The sequence below is a fragment of the Allobosea sp. P5_A5 genome, from assembly GCF_056400625.1.
This window is the reverse complement of record NZ_JBFUKY010000001.1, coordinates 98,253-124,370: the sequence shown is the minus strand read 5'-3', so window position 1 is coordinate 124,370 and position 26,118 is coordinate 98,253. Positions and strand designations below refer to the sequence as shown.

33 protein-coding genes and 1 tRNA gene are annotated in these 26,118 nt (G+C 59.9%); 26 read left to right on the top strand and 8 right to left on the bottom strand.

The features are described from left to right. Window positions 1-130: 130 nt before the first annotated feature. The 8 genes from AC1DR6_RS00665 (at window position 131) to AC1DR6_RS00630 (ending at window position 6,482) form a co-directional block, all read left to right on the top strand. Window positions 131-439, top strand: a complete 309-nt coding sequence (locus tag AC1DR6_RS00665) for a winged helix domain-containing protein (protein ID WP_476827250.1) — start codon at window positions 131-133, stop codon at window positions 437-439. Next, complete coding sequence (locus AC1DR6_RS00660) at window positions 436-1,134, top strand: hypothetical protein (protein ID WP_476827249.1); 699 nt, start codon at window positions 436-438, stop codon at window positions 1,132-1,134. The genes AC1DR6_RS00665 and AC1DR6_RS00660 overlap by 4 nt, the downstream gene beginning before the upstream one ends. Next, window positions 1,131-1,610, top strand: coding sequence for a hypothetical protein (locus AC1DR6_RS00655; RefSeq protein ID WP_476827248.1), 480 nt, complete (start codon window positions 1,131-1,133; stop codon window positions 1,608-1,610). Before AC1DR6_RS00660 ends, AC1DR6_RS00655 begins: the two co-directional genes overlap by 4 nt. After that, complete coding sequence (locus tag AC1DR6_RS00650; protein WP_476827247.1) at window positions 1,603-1,923, top strand: TSCPD domain-containing protein; 321 nt, start codon at window positions 1,603-1,605, stop codon at window positions 1,921-1,923. Before AC1DR6_RS00655 ends, AC1DR6_RS00650 begins: the two co-directional genes overlap by 8 nt. A gap of 257 nt (window positions 1,924-2,180) precedes the next feature. Next, window positions 2,181-4,262, top strand: coding sequence for a phage/plasmid primase, P4 family (locus AC1DR6_RS00645; RefSeq protein ID WP_476827246.1), 2,082 nt, complete (start codon window positions 2,181-2,183; stop codon window positions 4,260-4,262). A gap of 163 nt (window positions 4,263-4,425) precedes the next feature. Further along, window positions 4,426-4,809 (top strand): hypothetical protein, encoded by a 384-nt coding sequence (locus AC1DR6_RS00640; protein WP_476827245.1) that lies wholly within the window; start codon window positions 4,426-4,428, stop codon window positions 4,807-4,809. Window positions 4,810-4,831: 22 nt separating this feature from the next. Next, window positions 4,832-5,296, top strand: coding sequence for a DUF5681 domain-containing protein (locus AC1DR6_RS00635; RefSeq protein ID WP_476827244.1), 465 nt, complete (start codon window positions 4,832-4,834; stop codon window positions 5,294-5,296). Window positions 5,297-6,278: 982 nt separating this feature from the next. Beyond that, window positions 6,279-6,482: a hypothetical protein gene (locus AC1DR6_RS00630; protein ID WP_476827243.1), complete on the top strand. Its 204-nt coding sequence runs from the start codon at window positions 6,279-6,281 to the stop codon at window positions 6,480-6,482. 346 nt (window positions 6,483-6,828) lie between these two features. On the opposite strand, the gene AC1DR6_RS00625 is transcribed toward AC1DR6_RS00630, so the two are convergent. Then, window positions 6,829-7,119 carry an addiction module antidote protein gene (locus AC1DR6_RS00625; RefSeq protein ID WP_476827242.1) on the bottom strand — a complete coding sequence of 97 codons (291 nt, stop codon included), beginning with the start codon at window positions 7,117-7,119 and terminating at the stop codon, window positions 6,829-6,831. 2 nt (window positions 7,120-7,121) lie between these two features. Beyond that, window positions 7,122-7,412, bottom strand: coding sequence for a type II toxin-antitoxin system RelE/ParE family toxin (locus AC1DR6_RS00620; RefSeq protein ID WP_476827241.1), 291 nt, complete (start codon window positions 7,410-7,412; stop codon window positions 7,122-7,124). A gap of 209 nt (window positions 7,413-7,621) precedes the next feature. Between AC1DR6_RS00620 and AC1DR6_RS00615 the strand changes: the two genes are divergently transcribed. From AC1DR6_RS00615 to AC1DR6_RS00595, 5 genes are all read left to right on the top strand, one after another. Continuing rightward, entirely contained in the window at window positions 7,622-7,810 is a 189-nt protein-coding gene (locus AC1DR6_RS00615) for a hypothetical protein (protein ID WP_476827240.1), read from the top strand. Then, window positions 7,810-8,310 (top strand): GNAT family N-acetyltransferase, encoded by a 501-nt coding sequence (locus tag AC1DR6_RS00610; RefSeq protein WP_476827239.1) that lies wholly within the window; start codon window positions 7,810-7,812, stop codon window positions 8,308-8,310. The genes AC1DR6_RS00615 and AC1DR6_RS00610 overlap by 1 nt, the downstream gene beginning before the upstream one ends. A gap of 112 nt (window positions 8,311-8,422) precedes the next feature. After that, window positions 8,423-10,420 carry a hypothetical protein gene (locus AC1DR6_RS00605; protein WP_476827238.1) on the top strand — a complete coding sequence of 666 codons (1,998 nt, stop codon included), beginning with the start codon at window positions 8,423-8,425 and terminating at the stop codon, window positions 10,418-10,420. A 627-nt stretch (window positions 10,421-11,047) separates the two neighbouring features. Continuing rightward, window positions 11,048-11,764: a hypothetical protein gene (locus AC1DR6_RS00600; protein ID WP_476827237.1), complete on the top strand. Its 717-nt coding sequence runs from the start codon at window positions 11,048-11,050 to the stop codon at window positions 11,762-11,764. Further along, the gene (locus AC1DR6_RS00595) at window positions 11,761-12,297 is read left to right on the top strand and encodes a type II toxin-antitoxin system VapC family toxin (protein WP_476827236.1); all 537 of its coding nucleotides are present in this window, start codon (window positions 11,761-11,763) and stop codon (window positions 12,295-12,297) included. Before AC1DR6_RS00600 ends, AC1DR6_RS00595 begins: the two co-directional genes overlap by 4 nt. Here AC1DR6_RS00595 and AC1DR6_RS00590 read toward each other — a convergent pair. The 3 genes from AC1DR6_RS00590 to AC1DR6_RS00580 form a co-directional block, all read right to left on the bottom strand. Continuing rightward, window positions 12,294-12,572, bottom strand: coding sequence for a hypothetical protein (locus AC1DR6_RS00590; RefSeq protein ID WP_476827235.1), 279 nt, complete (start codon window positions 12,570-12,572; stop codon window positions 12,294-12,296). The genes AC1DR6_RS00595 and AC1DR6_RS00590 overlap by 4 nt on opposite strands. 88 nt (window positions 12,573-12,660) lie before the next feature. Continuing rightward, window positions 12,661-13,194: a hypothetical protein gene (locus AC1DR6_RS00585; RefSeq protein WP_476827234.1), complete on the bottom strand. Its 534-nt coding sequence runs from the start codon at window positions 13,192-13,194 to the stop codon at window positions 12,661-12,663. Window positions 13,195-13,202: 8 nt separating this feature from the next. Next, complete coding sequence (locus AC1DR6_RS00580) at window positions 13,203-13,643, bottom strand: helix-turn-helix transcriptional regulator (RefSeq protein ID WP_476827233.1); 441 nt, start codon at window positions 13,641-13,643, stop codon at window positions 13,203-13,205. A 113-nt stretch (window positions 13,644-13,756) separates the two neighbouring features. On the opposite strand from AC1DR6_RS00580, the gene AC1DR6_RS00575 reads away from it, so the two are divergent. From AC1DR6_RS00575 to AC1DR6_RS00545, 7 genes are all read left to right on the top strand, one after another. Beyond that, window positions 13,757-14,155, top strand: a complete 399-nt coding sequence (locus AC1DR6_RS00575) for a hypothetical protein (RefSeq protein WP_476827232.1) — start codon at window positions 13,757-13,759, stop codon at window positions 14,153-14,155. Beyond that, window positions 14,152-14,448, top strand: a complete 297-nt coding sequence (locus tag AC1DR6_RS00570) for a hypothetical protein (RefSeq protein WP_476827231.1) — start codon at window positions 14,152-14,154, stop codon at window positions 14,446-14,448. Before AC1DR6_RS00575 ends, AC1DR6_RS00570 begins: the two co-directional genes overlap by 4 nt. A 10-nt stretch (window positions 14,449-14,458) precedes the next feature. Then, complete coding sequence (locus AC1DR6_RS00565) at window positions 14,459-14,941, top strand: hypothetical protein (protein ID WP_476827230.1); 483 nt, start codon at window positions 14,459-14,461, stop codon at window positions 14,939-14,941. Then, complete coding sequence (locus tag AC1DR6_RS00560) at window positions 14,938-15,312, top strand: hypothetical protein (RefSeq protein WP_476827229.1); 375 nt, start codon at window positions 14,938-14,940, stop codon at window positions 15,310-15,312. The genes AC1DR6_RS00565 and AC1DR6_RS00560 overlap by 4 nt, the downstream gene beginning before the upstream one ends. After that, window positions 15,309-15,602, top strand: coding sequence for a hypothetical protein (locus AC1DR6_RS00555; protein ID WP_476827228.1), 294 nt, complete (start codon window positions 15,309-15,311; stop codon window positions 15,600-15,602). Before AC1DR6_RS00560 ends, AC1DR6_RS00555 begins: the two co-directional genes overlap by 4 nt. Before the next feature lie 213 nt (window positions 15,603-15,815). Further along, on the top strand, window positions 15,816-16,103 hold the full coding sequence (locus AC1DR6_RS00550; protein WP_476827227.1) for a hypothetical protein: 288 nt from the start codon (window positions 15,816-15,818) through the stop codon (window positions 16,101-16,103). 490 nt (window positions 16,104-16,593) lie between these two features. Beyond that, entirely contained in the window at window positions 16,594-17,664 is a 1,071-nt protein-coding gene (locus tag AC1DR6_RS00545) for a YihY/virulence factor BrkB family protein (protein ID WP_476827226.1), read from the top strand. Window positions 17,665-17,695: 31 nt separating this feature from the next. On the opposite strand, the gene AC1DR6_RS00540 is transcribed toward AC1DR6_RS00545, so the two are convergent. After that, window positions 17,696-19,912 carry a putative bifunctional diguanylate cyclase/phosphodiesterase gene (locus AC1DR6_RS00540; protein ID WP_476827225.1) on the bottom strand — a complete coding sequence of 739 codons (2,217 nt, stop codon included), beginning with the start codon at window positions 19,910-19,912 and terminating at the stop codon, window positions 17,696-17,698. 351 nt (window positions 19,913-20,263) lie between these two features. Here AC1DR6_RS00540 and AC1DR6_RS00535 point away from each other — a divergent pair, with 351 nt between their 5' ends. Next, window positions 20,264-20,950: a ferritin-like domain-containing protein gene (locus tag AC1DR6_RS00535; RefSeq protein WP_476827224.1), complete on the top strand. Its 687-nt coding sequence runs from the start codon at window positions 20,264-20,266 to the stop codon at window positions 20,948-20,950. A 38-nt stretch (window positions 20,951-20,988) separates the two neighbouring features. Next, a complete protein-coding gene (locus AC1DR6_RS00530) occupies window positions 20,989-21,645 on the top strand; it encodes a ferritin-like domain-containing protein (protein ID WP_476827223.1) in 657 nt (218 codons plus the stop codon). A gap of 328 nt (window positions 21,646-21,973) precedes the next feature. Here the strand turns inward: AC1DR6_RS00530 and AC1DR6_RS00525 are convergent, their stop codons facing one another. Next, entirely contained in the window at window positions 21,974-22,411 is a 438-nt protein-coding gene (locus tag AC1DR6_RS00525; protein ID WP_476827222.1) for a BLUF domain-containing protein, read from the bottom strand. An 856-nt stretch (window positions 22,412-23,267) separates the two neighbouring features. Here AC1DR6_RS00525 and AC1DR6_RS00520 point away from each other — a divergent pair. From AC1DR6_RS00520 to AC1DR6_RS00505, 4 genes are all read left to right on the top strand, one after another. Continuing rightward, window positions 23,268-23,624 (top strand): PilZ domain-containing protein, encoded by a 357-nt coding sequence (locus AC1DR6_RS00520; protein WP_476827221.1) that lies wholly within the window; start codon window positions 23,268-23,270, stop codon window positions 23,622-23,624. A gap of 631 nt (window positions 23,625-24,255) precedes the next feature. After that, window positions 24,256-24,804 carry a DUF3159 domain-containing protein gene (locus AC1DR6_RS00515; protein ID WP_476827220.1) on the top strand — a complete coding sequence of 183 codons (549 nt, stop codon included), beginning with the start codon at window positions 24,256-24,258 and terminating at the stop codon, window positions 24,802-24,804. A gap of 149 nt (window positions 24,805-24,953) precedes the next feature. Further along, window positions 24,954-25,208, top strand: coding sequence for an ATP dependent DNA ligase (locus AC1DR6_RS00510; protein WP_476827782.1), 255 nt, complete (start codon window positions 24,954-24,956; stop codon window positions 25,206-25,208). Window positions 25,209-25,242: 34 nt separating this feature from the next. Next, complete coding sequence (locus AC1DR6_RS00505; protein WP_476827219.1) at window positions 25,243-25,533, top strand: hypothetical protein; 291 nt, start codon at window positions 25,243-25,245, stop codon at window positions 25,531-25,533. Between the two features lie 497 nt (window positions 25,534-26,030). Here AC1DR6_RS00505 and AC1DR6_RS00500 read toward each other — a convergent pair. Next, a tRNA-Ala gene (locus AC1DR6_RS00500) sits at window positions 26,031-26,106 on the bottom strand. Between the last annotated feature and the right edge of the window lie 12 nt (window positions 26,107-26,118).

Here is a 26,118-nt window from a genome sequence, read left to right as displayed (position 1 = left end):
CCGGAATGCCCTGCGAAGATACCATCCCCTCCGTCATCGTCAACAGGATCTCCCGGCGCTTCGGCGTCACGGCGCCGCATGCTGCCATCATTGCGCAGCTTGCGGAGCTTGGCCCGAAGGAGGCGCGCTGATGGCACGTCGCGGATATCCTCGGATCAAGGCCTGGCTGCCTGACGGCTCGGCGATCCATCCTGTCGGCCGCGAGGCGCTGACGCTGATCCTGCTCGTCAAGAAGGGCGATAGGGGCCTGCGCGCCTACGACTTCCCCGGCGGCCCTCCCTTCCGGCTCGCGTCTTACGTTTGCGACCTGCGGAACGAGTTCGGCCTGACGATCCGCACCGACTACGAAAAGCACGGCATCGGCGACCACGGAGTCTACACGCTCGAGATGCCCGTCCGGATCGAGCTTGTCGACTACGGCGTCGGGAGGGCGGCATGAGCGCGCGCGTTAAGATCGGCACCATGCCCACACCCTACGGCATCATCATCGATGTCTTCGAATGCCCGGACGACCCGGAGGGAGCCACGCTCTCGACGGAAGGTGCGGCGCTGCTTGCCGGCATCCACTCGGCAGAACGGCGCGCTGCGTTCGCCAAGCGCGTTCGCGAGGCCGGCCGCTTGGATACGGACTGGCTCGATGACTTCGGCGGCCGTGCCCCGCCCCGTATCGCGCTGAACCGACCGACGAAGCCGATCTATCCGACGCTGCCGCACGATATCGAGATGGACATTCCGGTCGAATGCTTCGTGACACTGCTGATGGATCAACCCCACTGGTGCGAGCGCGCTGCTGCCCTCCTGTCCGCCGTGAATGATAATATGGAGCAGGCCGAAGGCTGGCAGGCGCGCGCGCTGCCCATGCCCAAGATCATGGGGCTAGCGTTGGGCCTGATCGCCACCGGCGGGCTGGAGCATCTGCACGAGCAGGAAATCGACTGCATCGAGGCGGCTGCGATCTATGCGCTTTCTGAGCATCCACAATGGCGCGACGCGGGGCTCGCCTGGCTGAAGCCGTTTCGTCAGACTTGGTTTCGTGACTGGAGGGATGCAAGGCCTGCCTATCGGCGCTGGGCCTCGGCTCGGATCGAAGAGGGCTCGGCATTGCCGGCGTGGCTTGCGGGAGAGGTCGCATGATGCTGCCTCTCTGCCTCGCGGCGATCGACCGCGGCTTGACCGGCGCCATCGCTTTCTACTTCCCCCACACGCCCGACCGTGTGTCCGTCTTCGACATGCCGGTCGTTGGCAGCGAGGTCGAGCACGCTTCGCTCGCCCGCCTGCTGCGTCATCAGCACGAGCCGGCCTTCACTCTGGTCGAGCAGGTCGGTCCGATGCCTCGGGACGGCGCCGTGCAGGCCTTCCGCTTCGGCGCGGCCTATGCCGTCGCCAAGGTCACGGTCGGGCTAGTTGGCATTCCGATGCATCTGGCGACGCCGCAGCTCTGGAAGAAGCATTTCCGCTTGGGTGGAGGTAGCGAGGGAAAGGAGCAAGCGCGCGCCTTGGCGCTGCGCCTGTTCCCCGTCTCGGCCGAGCACTTCTCCCGCAAAAAGGACCATGGCAGGGCGGAAGCCGCCCTGCTGGCTCGCTATGCCTCGGAGGTCATCCATGGATGATCTGAAGCGACGCCGCCTCCCCGATCGCAGAGAGCGAGAGACGTTAGCCATCGACTACCGTGGCCGACAGTTCACGGCTGGCGTGAGCCGGTTCGCTGACGGACGCCTAGCGGAAATCTTCATCTCAACCGCGAAGAGCGGCGAGGACATGCAGGCCATCGCCCGCGATGCGGCGGTGACGGCAAGCCTCGCGCTCCAGTTCGGGTGCCCGCTCGACACCCTGCGCGCTGCTCTCACGCGAGATGAGCGCGGCAACGCTGCCGGGCCGCTCGGCGCGCTGCTCGACCACATAGCGAAGGGAGAGCAGCCTTGAACTTGTCTCTCCCGCAGATCGCAAAGGCCCTCGGTGGCGAGATCAGCAGTGGCCAGGTGCTCGCGCCCGGTCCCGGTCATTCGACAAAGGACAGAAGCCTTGCCGTCAAGGTCGGCAACGCCGGTAATCTGGTGGTTCACAGTCATTGCGGCGACGATGCCATGACCTGCAAGGCCTATGTCGAGGTAAAGCTCGGCGTCGTCTGGCAACCCGACGATAACCGTCGCCTTGGTTCAGGGTATGGCGCCTTCGCTCGGATGGTGCGCGGCGCGGCCAATCTTCCAGACGATGAAGCACCGGCCGAGCTTGGGCCAGAAGTGCTGGAGCGCCGGGCCTCTGCTCTTCGCATCTGGGGCGAGGCCGTAGACCCGCGCGGAACGCTAGTCGAAACCTATCTGGCGTTGCGCGGGCTCTCGATTCCCGAGAGCGCTGCAATGCAGGTGATCCGCTATCATCCGAACTGCCCGTTCAGGCCCGGCCAGCGGCATCCTTGCATGGTCGCGGCCTACCGCTCTGTCGCCACCGGCGACATCGTTGCCATCCATCGCACGGCACTGACGCCTGACGGCAAGAAGATTGACCGTTTGACGTATGCCCCGACAGCGGGCGCGGCCATCATGCTTTCGCCGCTCGATCCCGAACGCGGCTATCTCGCAATCGGAGAGGGCATCGAGACCGTGCTTTCCGGCCTGCAAATGGGCTTTGGCCCTGCCTGGGCGATGGGTTCGGCCAGCAACATTGCCAAGCTGCCCGCACTCGAAGGCGTCGACACGCTTGCAGTCCATGGCGAACACGATGGTGGCGCAAGTTCAAAAGCTGTTGCGCAGGTCGGAGCGGTGTGGCGCGAGGCCGGGCGCGAAGTCTTGATCGTCGTCCCCAAGCCGGGCCTCGGCAAAGACGCGAACGACGCACTGCAAAATCAGCTCGGCAGCGAGGACGTATTGGAGGTGACAGAGTTCGCGGGCCTGCCGGGCGCCGCTTCCGTCTCGGGCGTGATTGCCGAAGCCGAAACAATAGAGGCCGGCACGATCTCGCAAGACGCGCTCGCCCGAATTTTTGCGAACCGCTACGTCGACCGCCTCCGCTATTGCCACTCGACAGGTGCTTGGTTTGAATGGTCCGGTGCCCATTGGGAGCAGGACACGAAGGAACGGGCTTTCGACTTCGTTCGCTGCCTCGCCCGAGAGATGACCGAGGGCAGCACGCCGCGAGAGGTCCGCGAGGTCCGGAAGGCGAATTACGCTTCAGGCGTCGAGCGCTTCGCCCAGGGCGATAGAGCGCTGGCGGTGTCAATGCGGGAGTGGGACGCTGACCCCTTCCTGCTCGGCACACCTGGCGGCACGGTCGATCTGCGCAATGGCAGGCTTCGTCCAGCGGACCCGCGCGCCGGTATAACAAAGCTGACGAGCGTGGCGCCGGCCGATCGAGCAGACTGCCCCCGCTGGCTCCAGTTCTTGGATGAGGCAACAGGCAAGGATCAAGACCTGATCCGGTTCTTGCAGCAGTGGGGAGGATACTGCCTCACCGGCGACACGCGCGAGCATGCACTGTTCTTCGGATACGGTCCTGGCGGTAACGGCAAGAGCGTGCTTGTGGGTGTCTTGAGCGGCATCCTGAAGGACTATGCCGTTACTGCGGCCATGGACACCTTCACGGCCTCGCGCGGCGACAAGCATCCGACCGAGCTTGCCATGCTCCGCGGAGCGCGCCTTGCGATAGCCTCTGAGACCGAAGAGGGCAAAGCTTGGGCCGAAGCACGGATCAAATCCATCACGGGCGGTGATGCCGTCTCCGCTCGATTCATGCGGCAAGATTTCTTCACCTACCAGCCGGCGTTCAAGCTGCTCATCATCGGCAATCACAAGCCGGTGCTGCGCAACGTGGACGACGCTGCCCGGCGGCGTTTCAACATCGTGCCGTTCACGCGCAAGCCGGCGACGCCTGACCGGACGCTGGAGCAGAAGCTCAAGGCCGAATGGCCAGGCATCCTCCGCTGGCTCATCGACGGCTGCCTTGACTGGCAGGCGAACGGGCTGGTGCGTCCCGAGAGCGTGACAGCGGCGACCGAGGCCTACTTCACCGACCAAGACCTGTTCGGGCAATGGCTGGAGGAGGAATGCGATGTCGAGCCCGGCAACACGCACAAGTGGGCGACGACGACAGAGCTGTTCGCTTCATGGTCGGACTATGCCAAGGCGGCCGGCGAGACCGCTGGAGGCATGCGCAGCTTCCGAGATTTGCTGCTCCGTCGCGATGTCGAGCCGGCCCGCATCATGAGCGGCAGAGGCTTTCGCGGCATTCAGATCAGACCGAAGCACAATTACGGAGACGCTGCGTGACCGCGAGCCATGACACTATGACGCTTCATGACGCCATTTTCCCTATAACCGTTACGTGTGCGTGCGCGCGCACCTATAAGGGATATACCCAAACATGCGTCATCATCCGTCATAGTGTCATAGCGACGTTCCTGCGCGCTCTCCAGCTTGAGGAGATTTGCCTGTGACCGCTGAGATTATTCCGTTCCCCAACGATCAGACCGAACGCGTCGTGGCGGTGCTCATCCGAGGCATCACAATCGTCAGCAGGGATGACGTCGCCGAGGAGTTGGTCCGTATGACCCTCATGCTTTCCGGCATCCGGGATTTGGGCATCCTTCGGGCAATCCAGCGCATCGACTGCGATAGCCGCGCCTCGGCCCTTTACGAGATCCAGTTACGTACCGGCAGCAATGTCTCGCCCTGGTCGGCGGCCAAATGGGTCGAGCACGCGGCCATAATTGTCCACGGTGGACACAATGGCATTCTGGTCGAAGCGCATGAAGGCGAGAGTGCGGATCAAGGCGCGTTCTGGATTGGCGACGACGATATCGGCTTGCACGCCTGAGCCAAGAAACGGGACATCCATCGTGAGCGCAGATCTTACCGACGCTGCAAATGCAGCCCAGAAGCAGCGCGGCCGGCCTTTCGAACCCGGCCAGAGCGGAAACCCGGCCGGCAAAGCCAAGGGCACTCGCCACCGCACTACGCTCGCCATCGAGGCGCTACTAGAGGGCGAGGCCGAAACGCTGACGCGCAAGGCGATCGACCTTGCCCTTGCGGGTGATATGACGGCGCTGCGGCTTTGTATGGATCGCCTGGTGCCGGTGCGTCGGGATAGGCCAGTCATGTTCGATCTGCCTAAGATCGGCGGCGCAGGCGAGGTGAAGGCAGCGACGGAAGCCGTCCTCGTTGCAGTATCGTCGGGCGAACTGACGCCGGGCGAGGCCTCCGAAATCGGCAAGCTGATCGACGCCCATCTTAAGGCCATCGAGGTCAGTGATTTCGAGGATCGGCTGAACAAGCTGGAGGCGAACCGCAATGGCCAGTCGTGACAACTTGCGCCGGATCAAAGCGCTTGAGGGGGGAACGCACGGCCCGTTGCGGGCAGTGGTCGTGGTGGCCAGCACCTATGCGGCGGCTCTGATCGAAGAGCGGAACGAGCGGGAGAGGCTTGGGCTTCAGCCGCGCGACCTCGTGCCAACCATTCTGATATCCGGGCGGGCGGTTTGACGATCAGCGGTCGGCGACCTGCACCACCGTTAAGGAGGTCCAGATGCCGGCTTTGCGTCGACACGGTACGGATTTCGTACGATGTCGGCTAAGTCTTTGATTCCACTCTCCGCAAAATTGCGGCGTCCCACATCCGACGAATTTCATCGGATGTCGCTCAGGCCCAAAGGTACGAAAGCCGTTCTTTTGGCGCGGGTCCGTCGGACAGGCTTGCCGCCGGTAATCCTGTCGACGCCAGCGAACTAAGTCGCCCTCAGCGGTTTGCCTTGATGCCGGGATTTCCGGCATCAAACCGGTTACGAACCGAGCAGCTGAGCTGATCCGACGCCAGTCCTCGCTCGTCGAGTTTTACGACCAGATCGCGAAACTCCATAGGCGATAGGTTGGGACGAAATTCGTACCAACCTCGAAGGCGCCATCAAAATGACCCGGTGGTCACTGTTTGGATATCCCGCAATGGATCCAGCTCAGTCTGCAATGTTCGAATTCTGTTTTGCACCCGTTTAAACGGCCACTGAGTGGCACTGAATGGCTTGCGGTGGTTGGGTGCCTAAAATTGCCCGATGGGCACTCAGCGGCCGTCTAAACGGCAACTCCGCGGATTCTACTTGACGTGCTAGGTAGAGTCGGACGATTATAGCTGCAGGGGAAGATTCCCCATATGGAAAAACCGGGGCTGGCGGCCCCGGTTTCCATAAACCGCGGATGCCCTGAGAAGCCCGCGGAATGTCGTGTTGACGGCCGCAGCATCATGCGGCAGCGGCTTTCTGTCAAGCTTCTCAGGGCTCTTTTTTGGAGCCCACTATGAACGTAACTTCTAAGCAGTCATCGCATAAGCTCACTTTCGACGAGGCGGTCGAGGTCCATTTGCGGATCGCGGCCGGCGACCTCTACTCAAGAATTGCCGCTAGGTTCGACGTCAACCAAGGCAGAATTGCTGACGTCAAGTTCGGTCGCATCCATCCCGGTAGCGCGGAACAAGCGCTCGGTCTGCGCAACGCAGCTTGAGGAGGGCGACATGAGCAATTGGCAAGTCGCGGTCGTCCGCGAACAAGGACAAACGTTCGCGGTCGTCGTCGTTCAAGACAGTGTCATCAACACCCCATCTGAACGGAATGGTGTCATCAATCTCTGGACTAGAGAGCTTGGTTGCCGTGTCGGCCTGGTAGGGGCGCAACGTCATAAAACGTTCGGGCCGGGCGATATCGTTAGGTGGTTGAGCGGGGTCTCGCTCGATCGACTTCCGTGGCGTCGCATGACGCTAGCCGCCTAGGTCTCCAGATCCCATATCTCTGGCATTCCTGACGGCATGAGTTGCGCTCGCCCCAATTTCACAGGGCGAGCGCATTTTTGGCTAAGCCGCCACCTTCACGGTGATCTGGACACCGATAGCGCGCAGGGCTTTGAACAGTGTTTCAACGGTCGGATTGCCGCCGTCGCGGACGAAGGCCTTGTAGACCGCTTCCCGGCTTAGCCCGGTCTGCTCGGCGAAGCTGGTCACGCCCATGGCGCTCGCGACATTCCCGATGGCCTTCACGAGGAACGCGGAATCGTTCTCCTCGATAGCGGCCTCGATATAGGCGGCCCGGTCCTCGGGCGTCTTCAGATAGTCCTGGACACTGAACTTCGTGGTTTCGAGGGGCATGGTCACAACTCCTTCACCAATCGCTTCGCTTCCCTGATGTCGCCGGCCTGCGAGCCCTTGTCGCCCCCGCAGAGCAGGATGACGACTGTCTCGCCCTGTCGGGTCAAATAGATCCGATATCCGGGGCCGTAGGTGAGCCGCAGTTCGCTGACGCCTTCACCGACCGACTTGTGGTCGCCGAAGTTCCCGGCCTCGATCCGCTCCAGCCGAACGACTATTCGGGCCCGAGCCTGACGGTCGCGGAGGTCGGCAAGCCAGTCGGTGAATGTCGAGGTGGAGCGGACTTCGATCATGTCAACTATAGTAGACTACCAGTCCTGACTGTCAACTGTGGTTGACAAATTATCGGCTCGACTGGAAATATTTCTGTTGGCCATCATCGACCCGGCAAACTCAAACAATCAGCAACAACCCCGAATGGGCTGTAACGGCTAAATAGCTTGTATCATTGGATAAAGCGACGCGGCATGCGATGTTCGGTCTCCCAACCAAGGAGGCCATCATGCGAGCGGATCGCCCGAAACGTTCAGAGCAAATCGCCGTCTCCGTTGAGCCCGAGCTGCGCGCCCGTATCGAGGCGGAGGCCTGGGAGCTGGGCCTGACGGTTTCCAGCGCGCTGCGGATGATGATCCGTACCCAGCTTGCCACCATGCCGCCGGCTGCCGCGAAGCCGCATCTGGTGATGCGCTGATGGTCTCGGAGCCGCACCATGCGGACCATACTGCTGCGCAAGCCGGAGCAATGGCAGCGCGGCATATTCTGATTTGCGATGATCTGCTGCCGAAGGCTGCGGCGCTACCGGCGTATCTTAGCCAGGCGACAGGGCTACAGGTGAACTCCGCGCCGGCATCCAAGATGCTCGTGCGCCGGGATGCGAAATGTTTCGGGGTATTCGCGCTCCACCGCCTCTCGGGCCATGGCGAGGCCGAGCTGATCGTCGTGGCCGTCAAGGGGCTGCTGCAACGTCCGGTGCTTCGCTATCTCGCGGCTTGGATCTTCGAAGACTGCGGCATACGACGCCTCGTCTGCCGCATCCCGAGCACGAACGCATCGCTTCAACACTATGCTCGCCGAAGCGGCTTCAGCTTCGAAGGCCGCGCCGCACGATACTTTTCCGATGACGTCGATGCCTCGGTCTGGGTGATGTTCGCCCACAGTTGCCCTTGGCTTACGGGAGGACACAATGGCTGAATGGTGGGAGGCGGCGCCCTTGGTGGCAGATGCTACGGTGCCTCAGAGCAATTGGTGGGAGGCCGCGCCGTTGGCGCCAGAAGCTCCGGCCGCTCCCGTTGAGCAGCCCGGCATGATTTCGTCGGCCGTGCGCGGCGTTTCACAGGGTCTAACACTGGGAGCCGGTGACGAGCTATCTGCGGCGGCGGCCACCAGTATCATTCCGGGCGCGGCGGAGCGGGCTCGCATTCTGCCACTACCTGATCCGGCTGACCTGCTTGGAGCTGGCGCGCGTGGCATCTTTCGGCTGGTAGCCCCGAGTTGGGTCGAAAGCGGCGGCGAGACGTACGATCGCGCTCTTGAGCAGAAGCGCGCCGACAACCGCCAGCATCGCGAGGCGAACCCGATCAGCTATAGCGCTGGCGAGATTGCCGGCGGTGTAGCGCCGGTGGTCATGGCGGCCGGTGCAGCACCTGCAGCGTTCGGCCTGCGCGGCGGGCTGGCCGCGCGGTCTCTCGCCAGCATGGGCTCGGGGGCGGGCGTCGGATCCCTGCAGGGCTTTAATTCGGGTGAGGGCGGGTTTCTATCTCGTGCCGAGGAAGCGAAAACCGGCGCGCTAGGCGGCGGACTTATCGGCGGCGCAGCTCCGGTAGCTGGGAAAGTCGTTGGCAATGTCATTCAGCGGATCGGCGACGCTCTGGTGAACCGCACCGCAACCATGCCGGGCTATAACAGCCGTGCGGTGCAGATCGTTGCGGACGTTCTCGACGCTCAGCGCGCCGTCAAGCCGAACATGCAGCAGGATCTGGCGAAGCTTGGCCCTGACGCCATGCTGATCGACGCTGGCGATACGATGAAGGGCCTTGGACAAGGCGTGGCGCTTCGTCCTGGCGAGGCCCGCGACCGCATCGTTACTGCGCTGACGGAACGCAAGGACGCTGCGAATGCGCGGATCGGCGCTGATCTCGACAATTCGCTCGGCAAGGCCATCGTGCCTTCACGCGTTGAAGCTGAACTCGCGGCGGGACGCAGTGCTGTCGGCACCGTCTACGAGCCAGCGCTATCGGCAGCGGGACCCATCGACACCTCGACCTTAGCGAAGACCCTCGACACCATGGCGGAAACGCTGCGCGGCGATCCACGCTCAGCAGTCGTGAAGGTGCGAGACATGCTGAACGTGCCGGGCCAGCGCGTGCTTGCTGACGACCCCAGGGCAGTCCTCAATATCCGCCACGCGATCGACGGCATGGCGGAGAAAGAGGCTGATAGTGCGGTGAAGACCCAACTCGGTTTTGCGCGGCAGGCGATCGATGATCATCTGCGACAAGCTGTGCCGGGGATTAAGGAGATCGACGGACGCTTCGCCGAATTGGCGCGGCAGTCAGATGGCTTGAAGCGCGGCCCGTCCATTTTGAGTGGTGAGAAAACTGCGCTGCGGCCAGAGGAAATGGCTGACATGATCCGGACCGGCGTACAGCCGGAGGGTGTGGCGATCGGCCCGTCTGGCGAGACGTTCCGCTTGCGCCAGGGCGTGCGCGCCGACATCGACCGCATGGTTGGCACGAAGAGCAACGACTATCTAGCCGTCCGCGATTTGGTGAAAGGCGATGGCGACTGGAACCGCGCCAAGCTCATCCAGCTTTTCGGCGAGGACCGAGCGAACCAAGTCGTCAATGCAGTCGATCGCGAAGCCGCATTCAAGCGGGTCTATGATCACGTCGTCGAAGGCAGTCAGACCAAGATGCGCGACGCTGCCGAGGAACTGGTCAAGATCCGCGATGGTAAGGGCGGCGAAGGCGCAGGCGTTGCGGCGCTGGTTGGAACAGTCGGTGGTCCGAAAGCCGTCGCAGGGCAGGCCGCGCTGAAGGGCGCCAAAGCGGTAAAGTCGGTGATGGATGTCACGGCCGACCAAGCGCGGAACAACGATGTCGCACGCATGCTGCTGATGCCTGCAAGCGAGATTAGCCCGGTTCTGGACGTGCTAGCGCGGAACAGTCGCGGTCGCGCGGCGGCCGAGACGGGGAGCAAGGCGACGGAACGGATCGTCCAGGCGCTGCTACAGAGCCGGGGCTATGACACTGGCCGGCTCGGCGCGCCGTATGCTCAGCGGTTCGCGCGGTCGGCCTTCTGATCGCGGCGGATCAGGTGGCGCGCCAGCAGCGTCGGGGTAACAATGAGGATGGCTATGAAGGCCAAGTTTGCCCAGGTTGGCCACGCATGGGTTTGCTCTCCGAACCACGCCGTAAATGGCCGGACTGCATAGGCCGCAAACGCAAATAGTAGCGCGGCTGTAAGCACGACACTGGCTAGGGCGCCGGAGATTCTGAGCCATGATGGCCAATGCGGGTTCATGATGGCTAAAATGGCCTCATGGCCGCTTCCCGTCAACGCGGTGTGTGCCAGGCTTTGCGGAGAAGCTCGGGTCGCGCGCGAGCGTTCGCTGTAGTCTCTCGATAGTGCCAGGCCCCGTTTGGCCCCTGGCCTCTCCCGCCTCGCGGCGGATATCGTTCATCTCCACGGCATAGCTTGATGTGCCGGGCAGGTCCTTCATTGGTTGCTTGACGGCCTCCATTCGGTTGACGAAGGAGACTCGCACAGGCGCCGGTCGGCCGCACCGCACAGGCTGGTCACGACCTTTTCGGCGGGACCGATCACGTCTTCAATTGCGGACGCAAGGCTCAATCCTGCCACCCTTAACGCGCAACGCTTGCTTAAATGCTGACGTTCATGATGTATCACCGCAGGAATAGGGGCCGGGATGTCCGCCGCCGAATTTGAATTCCGCATCGAGGGGTATATCCCCGACAACTTGCCGCTGGAGCGTTTGGCCGAATATCTGCTTGGCTTCGCGCAACTGCTCGGGTCGAAGGACTGTGTCCATTTCGGCAGCGTCGAAAAGGGCAGCATCCGACTTGTGGCGAAAGTTGACCAAGACGCGTTACCGGTCGTCAGCCCTCGGGTTCGATCCGCGGCGACAGGAGAAGGCGGGAAGGATGCCCGAGCAGCCTATGCACGCCTCAATGATCTGCTCGGTAAAGACGGCGTGGTGGCAGCCCTCACGCTACCCGGGAATAGGGTAATTCCCTTTCCGGGGACGAAGCCACCTGCGAAACCGATCGGTCCTCTCCGTCAGCCCACGTCCTTACAAGGGCGGCTGGTTCGCCTTGAGGGCAATGGCAACCTCATCGGCGTTGGCATAGACGACGGCAGCGACATCGCCGGCCGCATCGTTGTCAAGGCTGATTTGGCACGGCAGATGGCGGCATACTTCCACACCCATGTCCGCCTTTCAGGTGACGGCAAGTGGCGCAGAAATGCGGAGGGTCATTGGGATTTGGAGCAGCTCGACGTTGCGTCGTTCGAGCCGCTTGACGACGAGCCTATCGGCGAGGTGCTGCGCAAGGCGGGGCAGATGCTATCGGAGGGCAGTGCCCGCGACGCAGTGCAGATAATTCGGGATCTGCGCCGGGCATGATTGTCGTCGACGCGAATTTTCTGATCCTCCTCCTCGATCCTCAGGGGGCGATGGACCACCTGGACCGTGGCCGAGAGCGCGTCGAATTTTTCACGCAGGAACTAGGGCGAACGAAAGAAGAAATCGTCATACCGGCTCCGGTAGTGGCGGAACTGGTCGCGGGCAGGCTCGATCGTATCGAAGAGATAGTCTCGCTGCTCCAGCGCAATCGCTCCTTCATCGTCCGCCCATTTGACCAGGTGGTGGCCATCGAAACAGGCGAGATGATCCGTCGCGCTGTCGACCGTACTCCGGAAGGGCAGCGCCCGCCGGGCTGGAAGGCCGCGATGAAGTACGACGCCATGATTGCTGCTACGGCCAAGATTTGGCGTGCCAGGGCGATCTGCACTGACGACAAGGGGCTGCCGAATTATCTGGCTGGCACCAAGATTGAAATCATCAGGCTCGACGAGCTGCCCTATCCGCCTGAAGACCCCCAGCGGCAAATCCCGTTCGACGAGGAAGGCTGCGGCCTAGGCCCACATGAACGCTAGGTCCCGGTCGAGCCAGCGGCCGCAATCAGGTGCTCGGCCGTCGCAATGGCGCGCGTCCTGGCCTCCGGCGTCTGCATCGCGGCGAGTAGCGCCGGCACCCACGGCGGAACGGGCACTTCATCATTCAGCCATTCCCGGACGCGACTGAGCCGGCCGTTGCAGAACAGCTCTGCGAAGCGATCCGGCGTCATCTCGATCTGGCGAAGGCCATAGCGGTATTGCTCTCCGTCGATATGTGCGGCCTTGCCCTTCGGCACTTTGAGGGGCGCGGCCATATCAATGCTCATCCATCTTCGGCTTCCCCTCGCCTCGCGCATTACTGATCAGTTCCGGCTCGGCCGTCCAGTGTAACGCGGCGTGTGCTCATAGCATTCTCGGGGAGGCGACCGCATTTGGCGCTGGCACATTTCTTCGCGCAGCATCCGTCAAAACGAGTGCCAGATCATCGGACCGGATACTCACGGTCAGAGGCAATCCGCCGAGCCATGTGAAGCCAGCCGCCCAATGCCAGATGACGCGGAAGCTGATCACCTCCGACGATGACAGCATGGTTTCCCGGAACTCGTCGTCCAAATAGATTTCGAAGAAAGCCGTCTCTCCCGGTGCAATCAAACGGGCGTGGCGATTGCCCAGCTCATGCTCGATTATGCTTCGCGTGTCATCGTGAAGATGAACGGTAGCGACTTGAGGGGTCTCGATAAATGTGACGACGAGTTCGCGGTCTGACCTGTTGGCGAGCCTCAGGTACGGCACCCCATGGTCATCATAGAGGTGCGCAGCGGCAGTCAAAGACATAAGCGGCCTGTTCCTTACAAGTCGATCGTACATCGTGAACGCCGCCGTGCCGAGGCCAGCGATGCCGCCCAGCAATTTGATGCCTTCAACTAGCTCGCTCATCTGTGCGATCAGGCGCCGGGCTGGCGGTTCAAAGCGATAGCGCCATCGTGGAAGTCGCGCCGCATAACGTGATGTTGCCCGTCCGAGCGAATGCCGTGAAATCCACGCCCGCTCAGCACTTCCCATAGATCGACCGCCGAAGTTGGAATTCGCACCAGCGCCCCAATCTCCCGCGGTACTCGCTCAAGATCGGCTGCGCTATCGATTGCGATGACAGGCTGGCCTAGCCGTACGCCCGGGCGGCCATGGTTCAGGAACTCCACCCCGATAGCCTCAAGGGCAGCTTGGACCCGCCGGATTACGTCAAGCCCGCTAGAAAGAGTGCTGGAGCCACGCTTTTCCATGCTGCTGATGGTGTTGACGTTGACGCCGGCCGCCTCCGCAAGTGCCCCTTGGCCCATGTCGACTAGCGCACGAGCGGCACGAAGCTGGTTACCGGTTGTTAGCATGGCCACTCTCATTTCTAGCGTGCTAGGTTTTTTTCACAGTTAGCTATTGACTGCAAGTACGGTTTCCTCACATAGTCAACTAGGAATTAAACCTAGCTGACAGGGATTAAACCTTGCCCCTCGCCACTCTCTCCGCCGGCCGCCCCGCCTTCAACAAGAGCGCCATCATGCGCCGCGCGTACCAGATAGGGCGGTTCGCTCTCCAGCTCGGCCGGGCCCGCCGCGAGCCTGCGACAGAGATCAATCGCACCCTGTCTCGCTCGCTGTCGAAGGCCTGGGCGGAAGCGAAAGCTGAGGCTTATGCGCTCCGCCAGCGCGCCGCGATCGACGCCGAGACGAAGGCCCGTATCGCGCTGATAGAACGAGACTCCGCCGCTCTCGTCTCCTCCTTCCGCAATGACCCCGCCGCGATCCGCCTCGAGATCGATCGCGAGCACTACCGCCAGCACTTCAACCCGTCCCGCATCGAAGCCCTTCGCGCCGCCCTCCCCCGCGCGGGAGCCTCGTCATGAACCCCTCTAAGGCTTCACACCCCATCACCCCGCCGTTCTCGGATAGTTCTGGATTCACGCCCGCCCGCCGGTTTGATCGCGCCATCGCCCTATCGCTCGATTACCTACGCTTTGCCCTCGATGACGAGCGCGCCTTGCCGAGGCCGGCCGGATGGCTGGAGCTTTCGGTGATTGAGCTGCGGCGCGCCCTCGCTGCCGCGAACGCCATGGGCTGCCCGGCCCGCAAGCGCCTCTGCTTCCGCAACTTGTCCAAGCTCCGCGCCCGCATGGTGCGGCAGCAGATCGCCGTCTGAGGAGGACCGCATGACACGTCACGATGTCCCATCGACCTGCCCGGTTTCCATCCTCGCGGATGAAGCCGCCCGCGTCGTCGCTGCCCATAACGAGCACGACCGTCTGAGTACCGATCGGCAGGGCCATGAGCGCAGCACGATCGAGCGGACTCTGATGCTGCTCTACCGCCGGCTGGACGCTATGTCGGTCACGATAGCCAACACCCGCGCCAGCAGCCTCAAGGGCGCGGCGGCGCAGCTCTGCCAGATCCCGGCGATGGCCGATCAGCTTTATGAGCTGGTCGAGAATGACGACGAGAAGATGCGGCAGGCTCGGCAGATCATCGATACCTTAGAGCTTATCGTTTATTCCGCGACGGCGGTAGTTCGCTCGGCCGGCAGCGTAGAGCCGGACCATGGCTTCTTGGCCTACTACATGGGCACCAGCGCGGACCCTCATGCTCGCATCGCGGCAGTCTGTGCGCCTACGGCCTCGGCGGGGCCTTTGTCGTGACCGCGCTTAACCAACCCACTCAGAGTGGGTCAGTCGACCTGCGCTTGCTTGCCCTACCGCTCTCCGAGGCCGAGCAGGAAGCGGACCGGGCCGCTGTGCTGGCCATCCTCCGCAGCGTCGCCTCTCAGCTCGAACAGAGCGCCGCCAGCGCCGGCAACATACGCCGCCGCCTGGGCGCCGTCATTGAGGGGCTGATAGCGGCTGCTGACGCGATCGACGGGGACGCCGATCTTGAGGAAACTTGCGAAGACGAGGGCTCGCAGTGCGAGGACGAGGGCGTCCCCGACGACAACGGGATGGCTGACGGCGACGGGGCTGCTGAGCAGGGCTTTATCGGCTGCGGTGCCTTTGCAGGGAGATCCATCGCATGAATGTCGGGGACATCACGCAAGCTATAGGAGCAGGCGACTTAAAGGCGATGCGGCACGGTTTCCGCGCCCTGGTCGATCCGAGCGAAGACAGGGTGCGAGCAACAGCGCCTGGCTTTCTCATCGTTGCTCTGAACCGGCTCTGCGCAGCGCTGAAGGATGATGCGTCCGTGATGCCTACCGAAACTTGCGCGGCGCTCGACCTTCCGGCCGGCGGCTCTTATGCCGAGGGTGTCGCCAAGGCGAAGCGAGACAGCGCGCGACTGGCACGTCGTCTATTAGAGATGACGTAATTCTTTGAGGGATTTTTTCAGGGACCCGAAACTGTTTTTGTCACCCGATATTTCGGCGCAAATCAATTATGGGCCGTCGGGCACCGTCTATGCTTAGACGCGAATTTGTACGAAATTGTACCGATGCCATGTTCATAGATGTCGAGCCAGGAACTCAATCTGCGACATCGCGTTGCGCAGCCAACGGCTAGCTAGACCGCGCGGAGAATTTCCATGGACAATGAACCCAACGGCTTCAAAAAACTTTCGGAAGCGGCCGATGATATGTCTGTCGGAGAAGGCAAGGGCAACATTGCCGATGGCGTTGAAGGCGCGGCTGAGCAGGTGGACCATCAGTTACGGTCTGTCGGGATCGATGCGGGTGACAGCATCGAGATTGCCAAACAGCGCGCGGATGATTTTCAGAAAATGGTGACCGACGAGATTCGCGAGCGTCCGTTACGGGCACTTGGCTGGGCAGCTGCCGCAGGCTTCGTTCTTGGCATCATGTCGGCTCGATAGGCGATGATTGGCGCCGCTTTTAGTTACCTGTTGGACCAGGTAAAGGCCTTCCTGCAAAGGCAGGCGGTCATCTACGGGTTGATGGCAGCTGCCGGGTTCATTTTTATTTTCGCGGCCGGATACGGACTCGATGCAGTTCGTGGCATGCTCATGATCCGCGTCGGAGGGGTTTATGCAAGCCTCATAGTTGGGGGCGGCCTGCTCGTGTGCGCGCTTATGTTACTTGGAACGGCGCTATATCTCCGCCGCGCCCCCAGCGCTGGTGCAATCGTCAGCAAGGCCTCGTCGAGCCTTCCCAGACTACCACAGATGCCACATGGCTCAGCAATGCTCGTAGGCGGCGCGGTTACGGGCCTCGTAGCCGGGATTCTTGTGGCGAAAAGGTCGCGACCATTAGCCGTCCGATCAAGGGCGCCGGACGACGAAAAGCGGTTTTACGAGAACCGCTTTGATGACAGCGAGAGATGACTATGAAGCGTCGGCATCAGTCATGCGACTGAAGACAATTGCACTCGACCTCGCCATGGCTTTCTCTGTCGGTATCGCATCCGTCCTAGCGGTCTCTGCCTTACAGCGTGGTTCTATAAGCCCGCGAGACGCCGATCAGAAGCAAAAATCTGCTCATCAAACTCAGCAGGGTGCAAGCGCAGAGAAGCCTCAGGATATCCCTGCTAGAGGATGGTGGGACATTGCCCGCCGTACTTATCATCAGGTCGATCAGGATCGAGTCCGCGCAGTTGCTGCGGGCGTTACATTCTATGCCTTGTTGGCGTTGTTTCCAGCATTGACGGCGCTCGTCTCGGTCTACGGCCTCATTGCCGAACCTGCCACCATCTCTGAGCATGTTGCCAGCGTGGAAGGCATGTTACCGTCAGGCGCAGGCAGTTTTCTTCAAGATCAGATTGGCCGCATTGTTCAAGGTGGTGAAAGCAAGCTCGGTATCGCATTTTTGATCAGTTTGGGTGTCGCGGTTTGGAGTGCCAACGCTGGCGTCAAAGCTGTCTTCGATGCGCTCAATGTGGCTTATGGCGAGAATGAAAAGCGGGGCTTCATCAAGCTCAACCTGATCTCGCTTGCTTTCACGGTCGGAATCTTATCGTTCGTCATTCTTGCCATCGTTAGCGTCGCAGCCGTCCCGGTTGTGCTGAATTACCTCTATTTGGGAAACGCAGCCGAGTGGCTGATCTGGATCGGTCGATGGCCGCTCTTGATCATCGTCCTGATGGGTGGCCTGTCGGCCCTTTACCGGTTTGGCCCTAGCCGGGATGAGGCGCAATGGAAATGGGTCAGCCCCGGCGCCATTTTCGCGAGCTTAGCTTGGTTAGTCGGATCTCTCTTATTCTCCTGGTACGTCGCTAATTTCGAAGATTACAACAAGACATATGGAACGATCGGAGCGGTGATCGGCCTTCTGTCTTGGATGTGGCTGTCGGCGACAATCGTGCTGATCGGTGCCGAACTGAATTCCGAGACCGAACGGCAGACCGACAAGGACACGACCAAAGGCCCGGCAATGCCGATGGGCATGCGCGGCGCAGACGCTGCCGATCGGAAGGAATAGGCTAAAACGGTGTGACGCGCGTCTTCAAGAATTAGGCGGTCACACGGTTTGAAAGCCAAGTCGCCTGAAAATCGGTAGAGGGCACTGGTTTGCCAAAAAGATAGCCCTGAACTTCGCGGCAGCCGTTTCGACGCAGAAACTGAAGTTGAGCTTCTGTCTCGACGCCTTCGGCTATGACATCCATGTCGAAGCTTTTGCCTAGATACAGGATTGCTTTCACAACAGCCGCGTCACCGTTGTCGCTGTTGATCTCCTGAATAAATGATCGATCGATTTTCAGCCGTGAAACGGGATAGTTCTTCAAAAGGCTGAGTGAGGCAAACCCAGTCCCATAGTCATCAAATGCAAGGCCGACCCCCATTTCTCTGATGCCATGCAGTAAGGGCAGGATGCTCCTATCATTCCGCAGGAGGATGTTTTCAACAATTTCAAGTTCAAGCGCTTCTGGCGGAAGTTCACTTTCCTCGAGCGCATCACGAACGACAGTCAGAAACTGATCAGACCTAAACTGTGCTTCGAATAGATTCACGCCCACTCTGAAATCGGGCACCAACGCCCGCCATTGCGCAGCCTGAGCGCAAGCGGCACGCAAGGTCCACTCTCCCACCGCTGCAGCTGAGGGCTTTTCGCTGAGGACTTCGATAAACGAAGCGGGTGATAGCAAGCCCCGCTCTGGATGTTTCCAGCGGATAAGGGCTTCCGCGCCTTTAATGACCCGGGACGACGTATCGACCTGGGGCTGATAAAACATTTCGAACTGATTGGTTTCAAAGGCCGCGCGAAGTTCTTGGGCCAACGCCCGCCGGGCTATTGCCATTTGCCGTAATGCGGGCGCGAACATCTCAACTCGTCCGTGCCCCTTTGATTTAGCGCGATACATCGCCAGATCGGCAGCGCCTAAAATGTCCTCTGCCCGCGTGCCGTGGCCGGGGGATAATGCAATTCCGACGCTAAGATCGACGTCAAAGACATGGTCTGCGACCACGTAAGAACCAGCCACGCTTGCCTTGACGGCATCTCCTGCCGCCTTAGCCCTGACTGCGTCGTCGCCACTGATAAGCGCGACGAACTCATCGCCGCCAAGACGCGCGATGCAAACGGCGTCGGGGCACGCGAGCCGGAATCGCTCGGCGACCATTTTTAGCACCGTGTCACCTGCGAAATGGCCCGAAGTATCATTGATGTCCTTGAAACCATCCAGATCGAGCAAGAGAACGGTAGCTGGATGTCTGGCGAACAGCATTTCATTCAGACGCGCACGCCAAGCGCTCCGGTTTGGCAGCTGCGTTAGTGCATCAAGGGAAGCCAGGCGAAACAGCCGCTCCTCGTTGGCGCGCCGATCGGAAACATCCCGAACGATGGCGCCGACATTTTTGATTCCCCCTTGAGACCACGTCGAGAGAGAGAATTCGGCCGGGAACTCTGTGCCATCTTTACGGCGAGCCGGGAGTTCGAGCGTGCGCTTGGCAAGCTCCATTGGCTCGCCTCTATCGAGGCGGCGAAGCTCGGCGTTATATCGATCAAGCCAACTATCCGCCACGATGGCGTCGCCACATAGGTGGGAAACTTCTTCTACAGAATAGCCAAACAGCTTATGCGCAGCCGCGTTCCAAAACGTGATCTGCCCGCGAGTATCGGAGCAAATGATTGCATCTGGCGACGTAGCAGCGATGTTTTCAAAACGGGCTTGATTGCTCTTGCGAAGTGATTCCAGGCGCCGAAGTTCAAGCCGGTCCATCACAAGCGCGGCGATGTCAGCTAAAGCGGCCCGTTCCTGGGAGGTCAAGATGCCCCGAGGCTTGGTATCTATTAGGCATAGCGTTCCGAGTCGCTCTCCTGTCGGAGTGATGAGCGGCTTGCCCGCGTAGAAGCGGATATGAGGCTCACCTGTCACAAGGCGGTTCGCCCAAAATCGCGGATCAAGGGACGCATCAGGTATGAAAAGAATGTCTTCGCTAGCAATTGCATGAGCACAGAACGAGACGTCACGGCTGGTTTGGCATACGTCCAGACCTATGTTCGCTTTGAAGAACTGTCGGTCCCGATCGACTAAGGAGACGAGCACGATCGGCACGCTGAACAGCTTAGCCGCCAATCCCACCAATCGATCGAATTCCACCTCCGGCGACGTGTCCAGAATCCCGTATTCGGCCAGGATTTGGAGGCGCCGAGACTCCAGTTGGTTTGCAGCAGCTCCAGTTTGGAGTTCGGCCTGAGCGAGTAAAACGTCGGTAGTATCTTTCCGCATGTTCTTGATCCGGTTACTGTAATCCCCATCCACAGCATGCGATATGTTCCGATTGAAACCCTAAATGAGGAGTTTGAGATTGATAAATTGGTTTATGTTTTTCTAATTTCCGGCAGGGTTTTCGCCTCAGTTAGCCACTTGGCGCCGTTGCTGTGGCCATAACTGCACTCAGCGCATAATCCGTGATCTGTCTGAGAACCAGGCGCGTATATCCCCAGTGCGAAGGATCAGATTCCGGCGATCATGTCGCTTATCAAAAAATTTCAAGTAGTTGAAATATAAGCGCTTTATTTGGGAACTTACTCCCGTTCAGCTTGGTTCATCGATTTCCTATAACAAAGGAGATGTCCGATGAAGCAGGTTGCCAGAAGCGAAGATGCGTGTACCGCCCGTCGAAATTTTCTGAAGTGGTCCGGCGCCGCAGCTGTGGCGGCAGTGGCGTTCGGCGTCGATGTGCCGGGTCTCAAGCTTGGTGAGGCATTTGCTCAGTCCCGCGCTGTCGATCTCGGCGGCGGCGACCTCGGCGTCCTCAACTACGCCTATGCTCTGGAGCAGTTGGAAGCGGCCTTTTACACCCAGGTTATCGCGACGCCGTATGCGGGAATGAGTGCCTACGAGCGGACGCTACTGACCGATATCCGCAATCACGAAATCGCTCACCGTGCGTTCTTCAAGAAAGCGCTTGGCACCAATAGGATTCCTGATTTGCAGGTCAACTTTTCGGCCGTCAATTTCGGTGACCGCAGCAGCGTTTTGAAGACGGCGATGACCTTCGAGGATCTGGGCGTGTCCGCCTACAATGGCGGCGGAGCGGCCATCCAGACTCCGGCCTATCTGGCGGCGGCTGGATCGATCGTCTCAGTTGAAGCTCGCCACGCCGCCACGATCCGCGACATGCTGGCGCCCTTCACGTCCTCTTTCGCAGGCGACGATGTGGTGACGCGCGGCGGCGTCGATGTCGCCAATCCGCCTTCGACGGTGCTGCGCGCGGCTGCCCCTTTCATCGCGACACCGGTCAGCGCTTCGCAGCTCCCATGAGCCGAAGCGCGTCTGACTCTCATTTCAAGGACATAACCATGACAGACCATAATCATCTGCTCTCGACGATCGATGCTGATCTCGCCGGAGTCATTGCCTCCCGACGGGACCTGTTTCGCTCTGCAGGCCTCAAGCTGGGAGCTGCTGCGTCCGCGCCTGTCGTATTGGCTGCCGTCTCAAGCCAAGCCTTCGGTCAAGGCATGCCGAGCCAAGTGTCCGAGGTGCTGAACTTCGCGCTGACGCTCGAATATCTGGAAGACGAATTTTATCGCGAGGGCCTAAAAGCCGGCATCGTGCCTGATCAGTTTTCTGCTATTTTCCGGCAGATCAGCCAGCACGAGACCGCTCACGTGACCTTACTGCAATCGACATTGGGATTTGGCGCTGTTGCGAAGCCCCGCTTCGATTTCACGGCTGGCGGCAAGTACGCGAATGTGTTCCGTGACTTCAAGACGTTCGCAACGGTGGCGCAAACGTTCGAAGACACGGGCGTCGCCGCGTATGCGGGCCAGGCCCCAGCCTTGATGGGATCCGGGGCCGCGTTGACCACCGCGCTTCGCATCCATTCCGTCGAGGCGCGACATGCTGCTGAGGTTCGCATTGTTCGAGGCGTGCGGCCATGGAAGGGCGCGACCGATAAGCCGATGACAAAAGCGCAGGTGCTGGCAGCTGTCAGGCCGTTTATCATCGGATGATAGATTCGCATGAGGCGTCCGTCGGGGCGCCTCATGCCCTCTTACGCGGCAACGTCTATCGTGCGAGCCAGCTAGCGTAAATGTGCCGATTTTCGCTGATCGCGTAACTCAGCTCTGTTGCCAGGAAGGGTCTGAGAGCACTGCGATGTCCGCGCGTAGCAAACGTGCTTCTCCGCATTGCTAATGTTGGCAGAACCATGTGTACCAGGATGAAAAAGGGACGCGCGTCATTTAGGGGGCGCTTTATTCCGCCTTCCTCGTGCATGATAGACGGTGGATCCCACGTGGAACCCCGAGGCGTATCCCATGGGTATATAGGACCTGTTCGTCATGCTGGATTTCGGCCCGGTTCAGCAATTTCCTTGATCAGGGCAACGACGTCTGCTGGTCGGATACGGCCAATATCGCCATCGAGGATGCCATACCTTTTCAAGATGTCTTGCTCACGTTGTCGTCCCAGGTGGCCTTCCATACTCCAATCAGGAAAGTCGCGTTCGATCGTGATGCGTGTCGCGAGAATATTGACGTCGCGATGGCGGGGATCTCGGCCGATGCGTGCGTAAGTTGCCCGTACGTTTTCTTCCGACCCTTCTAACGTCTGAAGGAAGCTTATCCCATCGAACAGCATGAAGCCTGTCACTCCGGCTTGCTCGTTTCGAATGCGCGATTCCTTGACAATTTCGCGCAGCATCGCGAGAGGGCTGTCAATACGACCGCGTTGAAACGTCGATCGGTAAATGAGCTGGAAAATGCGCGGCCGGGCCAAATACGTTTCTCCTCAGCCGCTCACAGCGACAAGCAAGTCCTGTGTTCGGACGATCAGATGCGCAATGTCTTTTGATCTATGGCCCAGGCAAAATGCCTATCGGCTGACGCCGCTGTCCGGCGCGTCATTTGGCGTCCTTAGACCACGTCGCCTCGCTGGAACCCCAGCCATGCCGTCAGGATAGTTTTGCGTTACTGAGCGCTCCAGCGCATAGTTGCAGCAGGGGATATAAATGCCGTTTACATCACTGACCGGCCCGTTGGCGCGGGCACGAGCCCAAAGAGCGCTCGATAAAGCCTGGATTGAGGTCGGCCCAGGCGTGGATATCGACCGCCAAGACGCAGAGAGATCAAGATTGGCATCCATCGTCGCAGTGATGGCGAGTATGCCTTGCACCGAAGAGACGTTAGTCATGCAGACTATAGAGCGCTTTCAATTAAATCGGTGAGCGTCACGGAAAAAAATTCGATCCGTTCACGCAAACGCCTGCACTTATTAGAAATATAGCGGCGACCATTAGCCACAACCAAAATTCAACAGGGGACGATTTCCGCTGGTCCATTACCCAGCAACCTTAGGGCTCCGACTGTGTTCCATTCTAAAGTCAGCGATAATTGATCAACGGCCAAATCCTGTGGCGTTAAACGATAATGTCGGAGGACAGGCCGATTTTAGTTTCCATTAACCGCACAGCAGCTCCCACCACCATTTAGGGAACAACAATGCTTGATACTGGTTCGTCTGATCAGCAACCCCACTGAAATGGCGATATCAATGGAAGCTTTGTTTGTTACGGTAGGGATGAAGACAATAGCGGGCGCCGCCTGGGTGATCTCAATTATTTACGAGATCTAACATGACTGGGGGCATGGAGCGCCGCGCATGCACCGATGAGGTGATTGCTCAAATTGCGCAGGTGATTTTCACCGGTCTAGAAACCCTCCCATCCTATGAGGCTTTCATGAGCGCAATCATGAAGCGGCAGCATAAACGGCACCGTATGGTGGAGCCGGTGAAACTATGGCTTGCATCGAGCACCGACGCTATTCACTGCATGTTGATGGACATATCGCAGGGCGGAGCGCATCTGCGAACCCCGGTTGGATTCCAAGAGCATGGAGAGGTATTGCTATCGTCGCATGCCCTCGGTCATAAGCAACCCGCCCGAATTGTATGGCGCGATGCGACTTCCATAGGCGTATCGTTCACCTGACGGTGACACCACGGCAAATCTCATATTACAGATTCGCTCGTGCGGAGCTTTTTTGTCTAGTCGGACAGGTAGGCAAATAACTCGCGGATATAGGGCGATAGCGATAATCATACCGCGCTCGATCGTTAAAGGTTCTGCAGGTCTACTCCCTCTGAAGGTGCCGCACTTCCCTACGACGAGAAATTCTCGGGGAGGCAAATGACCTTTCCGGTACGGCCGCAAGTCGGACACCGCACGTTCGCAAGATCCCAGTTGTCAACCGTCCCACTGAACCCTTCTAGCTTATGAGTAACCCAATGGCTGCTGAAGGGGTGATCATTCTCGGCGGACCGCAAAACGCCATCGTGACCACATTCGCATCTCAGCATATCAGTGGTCCGCAAGGTCACCGTTTTCTCCCTTATCTGAGACCCATCTCGCTTTTACGAAGCGGGGGATTCCAACGTGAGCGATGCACGCGTAGGATGGGATAAATAAGCGCAGCGAGGCCACTAATCGGCCGAGCAAGCTGGATATTGCGTACGTATGTCGTCACTGATCAGGAGCACGAGCAGTCTAAAACAATCCTTGTGAACAGCATGTCTTATTGCGCTGATCCACTGTAGGATTATCCCCCCTGGGGAGGCGAGCCATGAACCTATTACTAAGTTTTGCTCCGTTCATCGTCTTCGCATTGATCGACCGAACGATCGGGCATTTAGAGGCGTTGATCGCCGGTGCCTTGGTTGCAGCCGCTCTTATGATACGCGAGGCGCTCGCCGGCCGCAGCCTAAAAAGCCTAGAGGTCGGAACCGCTATTCTGTTCGGCATAATGGCTATCTATTCGGTTGCGGCTAAGCCAAGTTGGTCGATCATGGACGTCCGACTTCGGGTCGATGCTGGCCTTATGACCATTGTGGTAGTTTCCCTCCTAATGGGGAAGCCGTTCACAGGCCAGTACGCTCGCGAAGCAGTCGATGCAACTCTCTGGGAAACGCCGGCATTTCAAAAAACAAATAATGTCATAACCGCCGTCTGGGCATTGGCTTTTGCCATCCTAGTCGTGGCCGATCTAATTCTTATCTATCGCCCTGATATACCTCAGCATGTTGGCATTTGGGCCACTATTGCTGCTCTCGTAGGGGCTTTCAAATTCACCAAATGGTATCCGCAACGGGTACAATCCCAAAGCCGATTTTGACTGCTCGGCAGCTGGCGTGTTGGCGTAAACACCACCTCTCTGCTGACTGCTGACTGGCTCGCCATCGTCCGTGTGAGCGCTTTTCCGGTCCTCGCCGACTGTAGCGCCCTGGCCACGCGGTTTGAGGTCTGCACCAGCCGTTTGTCTTGGTGGGCAGTGTCGGGACCGGGTTGTGGGAAGTCACCGCGACCGCGTTGCAGAAGTGGATGGACACCCTCGTAGTCGACAAGCCGGCAATCGCTACGCCTGAGCGCAAGCGCAGCCTTCGCTGGCTTACCCCTGCTCTTGTCGCTGAGGTCGCATTTCGCGCGTGGACAGATGACGGCAGCCTGCGACATGCGTCATTCAAAGGGCTGCGCGAAGACGCGGACGAGGCGTCGGTTTTTCAATTGAACCAGGCGTGACCTCAAGCCGTTGAGGCTTTCAGGAGGAACGCCGATGACTAGATGGCTCTGTACCGGTTTGGTCTTTCTCGGGCTGTGCAGCTCTGCGCAAGCTCAGGTTTCGCCAAGCGGCCCACCTCAGAACGCTCCGATGCCGGACAGTGCGCAGCCCCAGCCAACTCAGTCAGAAAATGAAGCAAGACAAAAGTTCGCGGGAGGCGGCTACCCCAACGTGCGCGAGCTCAAGTCCACTTCGGATGGCGGCTGGACGGCCACAGCCGATGTAAATGGGCGGAACGTCAAAATCCGCATCACGCCTGCCGGCGAGATTGATAAAGGCGGGTGAGCTGCCCGTCAGATCCCAATGCCAGCGGCTCTCCGCCGTCTACGGCCGCTGCAGGAACCTGATAGCCGGCTGCCCGCCGTTATCGCGCTTCTCAGATCTATGCGAAGCTTTTCCTGGCCCTCGGCAAGTTCTGGCGCACCCACCGCGACGGACTCCGATGTACAGTTAGTCGTTGGGGGCGAACCGCATACTCGGCCGAGTTGATCCCAGCCGACGCATCGACCGTTCGGGCCTCGGTAGCCAGGGCCGCCACGAGAGCCACAGCCTGAAGCGGCTTCGGCGGAATACCCTGACAGGGTAAGGACGCTGGCGAGAAGTCCTAGCCGCGCCAGCCAGCACATTTGCCGTTGGCTTTCCGATAACCAGGGCCGCCTTTGAAACCGCATCGGCTCATTCCAGCCCGAACCGAACTGCGCCACAAGTTGGGGAAGAAGTTGGGGAACAACCCTATTGCCCGGGAGAAAAGGCAAGCAGTTCAACAACGTATGAAAAGGCCTTGGTGGAGCTGAGGGGAATCGAACCCCTGACCTCTGCAGTGCGATTGCAGCGCTCTCCCATCTGAGCTACAGCCCCAAGGCGCTGGCC

Bases quoted from the DNA above. Each gene is read 5' to 3' on its own strand.
- AC1DR6_RS00665 (WP_476827250.1), top strand. From the start codon at position 131: ATGGCACGTCGCGGATATCCTCGGATCAAGGCCTGGCTGCCTGACGGC.
- AC1DR6_RS00660 (WP_476827249.1), top strand. From the start codon at position 436: ATGAGCGCGCGCGTTAAGATCGGCACCATGCCCACACCCTACGGCATC.
- AC1DR6_RS00655 (WP_476827248.1), top strand. From the start codon at position 1,131: ATGATGCTGCCTCTCTGCCTCGCGGCGATCGACCGCGGCTTGACCGGC.
- AC1DR6_RS00650 (WP_476827247.1), top strand. From the start codon at position 1,603: ATGGATGATCTGAAGCGACGCCGCCTCCCCGATCGCAGAGAGCGAGAG.
- AC1DR6_RS00645 (WP_476827246.1), top strand. From the start codon at position 2,181: ATGGTGCGCGGCGCGGCCAATCTTCCAGACGATGAAGCACCGGCCGAG.
- AC1DR6_RS00630 (WP_476827243.1), top strand. From the start codon at position 6,279: ATGAACGTAACTTCTAAGCAGTCATCGCATAAGCTCACTTTCGACGAG.
- AC1DR6_RS00625 (WP_476827242.1), bottom strand. From the start codon at position 7,119: ATGCCCCTCGAAACCACGAAGTTCAGTGTCCAGGACTATCTGAAGACG.
- AC1DR6_RS00620 (WP_476827241.1), bottom strand. From the start codon at position 7,412: ATGATCGAAGTCCGCTCCACCTCGACATTCACCGACTGGCTTGCCGAC.
- AC1DR6_RS00615 (WP_476827240.1), top strand. From the start codon at position 7,622: ATGCGAGCGGATCGCCCGAAACGTTCAGAGCAAATCGCCGTCTCCGTT.
- AC1DR6_RS00610 (WP_476827239.1), top strand. From the start codon at position 7,810: ATGGTCTCGGAGCCGCACCATGCGGACCATACTGCTGCGCAAGCCGGA.
- AC1DR6_RS00605 (WP_476827238.1), top strand. From the start codon at position 8,423: ATGATTTCGTCGGCCGTGCGCGGCGTTTCACAGGGTCTAACACTGGGA.
- AC1DR6_RS00600 (WP_476827237.1), top strand. From the start codon at position 11,048: ATGTCCGCCGCCGAATTTGAATTCCGCATCGAGGGGTATATCCCCGAC.
- AC1DR6_RS00595 (WP_476827236.1), top strand. From the start codon at position 11,761: ATGATTGTCGTCGACGCGAATTTTCTGATCCTCCTCCTCGATCCTCAG.
- AC1DR6_RS00590 (WP_476827235.1), bottom strand. From the start codon at position 12,572: ATGGCCGCGCCCCTCAAAGTGCCGAAGGGCAAGGCCGCACATATCGAC.
- AC1DR6_RS00585 (WP_476827234.1), bottom strand. From the start codon at position 13,194: ATGAGCGAGCTAGTTGAAGGCATCAAATTGCTGGGCGGCATCGCTGGC.
- AC1DR6_RS00580 (WP_476827233.1), bottom strand. From the start codon at position 13,643: ATGCTAACAACCGGTAACCAGCTTCGTGCCGCTCGTGCGCTAGTCGAC.
- AC1DR6_RS00570 (WP_476827231.1), top strand. From the start codon at position 14,152: ATGAACCCCTCTAAGGCTTCACACCCCATCACCCCGCCGTTCTCGGAT.
- AC1DR6_RS00565 (WP_476827230.1), top strand. From the start codon at position 14,459: ATGACACGTCACGATGTCCCATCGACCTGCCCGGTTTCCATCCTCGCG.
- AC1DR6_RS00555 (WP_476827228.1), top strand. From the start codon at position 15,309: ATGAATGTCGGGGACATCACGCAAGCTATAGGAGCAGGCGACTTAAAG.
- AC1DR6_RS00550 (WP_476827227.1), top strand. From the start codon at position 15,816: ATGGACAATGAACCCAACGGCTTCAAAAAACTTTCGGAAGCGGCCGAT.
- AC1DR6_RS00545 (WP_476827226.1), top strand. From the start codon at position 16,594: ATGCGACTGAAGACAATTGCACTCGACCTCGCCATGGCTTTCTCTGTC.
- AC1DR6_RS00540 (WP_476827225.1), bottom strand. From the start codon at position 19,912: ATGCGGAAAGATACTACCGACGTTTTACTCGCTCAGGCCGAACTCCAA.
- AC1DR6_RS00535 (WP_476827224.1), top strand. From the start codon at position 20,264: ATGAAGCAGGTTGCCAGAAGCGAAGATGCGTGTACCGCCCGTCGAAAT.
- AC1DR6_RS00530 (WP_476827223.1), top strand. From the start codon at position 20,989: ATGACAGACCATAATCATCTGCTCTCGACGATCGATGCTGATCTCGCC.
- AC1DR6_RS00520 (WP_476827221.1), top strand. From the start codon at position 23,268: ATGACTGGGGGCATGGAGCGCCGCGCATGCACCGATGAGGTGATTGCT.
- AC1DR6_RS00515 (WP_476827220.1), top strand. From the start codon at position 24,256: ATGAACCTATTACTAAGTTTTGCTCCGTTCATCGTCTTCGCATTGATC.
- AC1DR6_RS00505 (WP_476827219.1), top strand. From the start codon at position 25,243: ATGACTAGATGGCTCTGTACCGGTTTGGTCTTTCTCGGGCTGTGCAGC.